Origin of the sequence: Vibrio sp. 10N.222.48.A3 (assembly GCF_041475345.1) — a bacterium.
GTDB lineage: Bacteria > Pseudomonadota > Gammaproteobacteria > Enterobacterales > Vibrionaceae > Vibrio > Vibrio tasmaniensis_A.
In genome coordinates this window covers 1-810 of sequence record NZ_JBFRVX010001797.1, presented here as the reverse complement: position 1 = coordinate 810, position 810 = coordinate 1, and the positions used below count along the sequence as shown (strand labels likewise).

The following is an 810-nucleotide window of genomic DNA, read 5'->3' as shown; positions in this document are numbered from 1 at the left end:
TGATATGGCGACTCAAATTGCTACCGCAGCAGAAGAGCAAACGCACGTGACGGGTGAAATTACTCAGAACATTACGACCATTAAAGATGTTACCGACCACTTAGTTGTGGGCGCGCAGGATAGCTTAACTGAGTCGAACGAACTTAAGAGTCAAGCCGCTGGTTTAAGCGACAAAGTGGCGACTTTTAAGCTTGCTTAACTGTGTCACTCACTGATGCCTGATCAGTGCGTGATTGTTAAGCAATAAGTCAAAGCGACGTAAATTACGTCGCTTTTTTTGTATTTGTGAGTAATCAAATTATTTATTAATCAGTTTCTGAAAACTCTTTCAGCGCACTCATTGCAGCTTCTGCTTTCTCTTTCTGAACGAAGATATGGTCATGGTAATAACCAGCAATTACGTTGGCGCTAATGCCGTATGAACCTAGCTTGGTGGCAAAAGCGGCTGTTAATCCAACCGCTTCAAGACTCGAGTGGACCGATAAAGTTATCAGGCTAAATACACCGTCGAAGTCTAACTGAGCTTTGGTCGCAACGCCTTCTTCAAGAACCAGTGTTAAACTTTCCTTTTCACGAAAGGTCGCGATTGGTTCGAGTTGAACATAATCTCCCAATCCCCCGTCTACAGTACAAAAAACATAATCACCTTCAATGAGCTCCGGTGACATGGACTTTAGCAGAATGTTCAAATCGGTAATGGCGGTCATCGTCTTTTTCCCTGCGTAATCGCGTTTGTTTATGGTGTTGGATCATGCAGCCAAGATAGAATTTAGTTCTGCATAAGTAAAATTAATAATACTTATTCCACAT

General features: G+C 42.3%; 1 protein-coding gene and 1 pseudogene. One reads left to right on the top strand and one right to left on the bottom strand.

Annotated features, from left to right (window positions below):
- Window positions 1–199: pseudogene (locus tag AB4653_RS28960) on the top strand (chemotaxis protein); the annotation flags it as partial.
- A 106-nt stretch (window positions 200–305) separates the two neighbouring features.
- On the opposite strand, the gene AB4653_RS28955 reads toward AB4653_RS28960, so the two are convergent.
- Window positions 306–707 carry an ACT domain-containing protein gene (locus AB4653_RS28955; protein ID WP_102258552.1) on the bottom strand — a complete coding sequence of 134 codons (402 nt, stop codon included), beginning with the start codon at window positions 705–707 and terminating at the stop codon, window positions 306–308.
- Window positions 708–810 lie beyond the last annotated feature (103 nt).

Excerpts from the sequence above, each read along its gene's own strand:
- AB4653_RS28955 (WP_102258552.1), bottom strand. The coding sequence starts at position 707 with ATGACCGCCATTACCGATTTGAACATTCTGCTAAAGTCCATGTCACCG.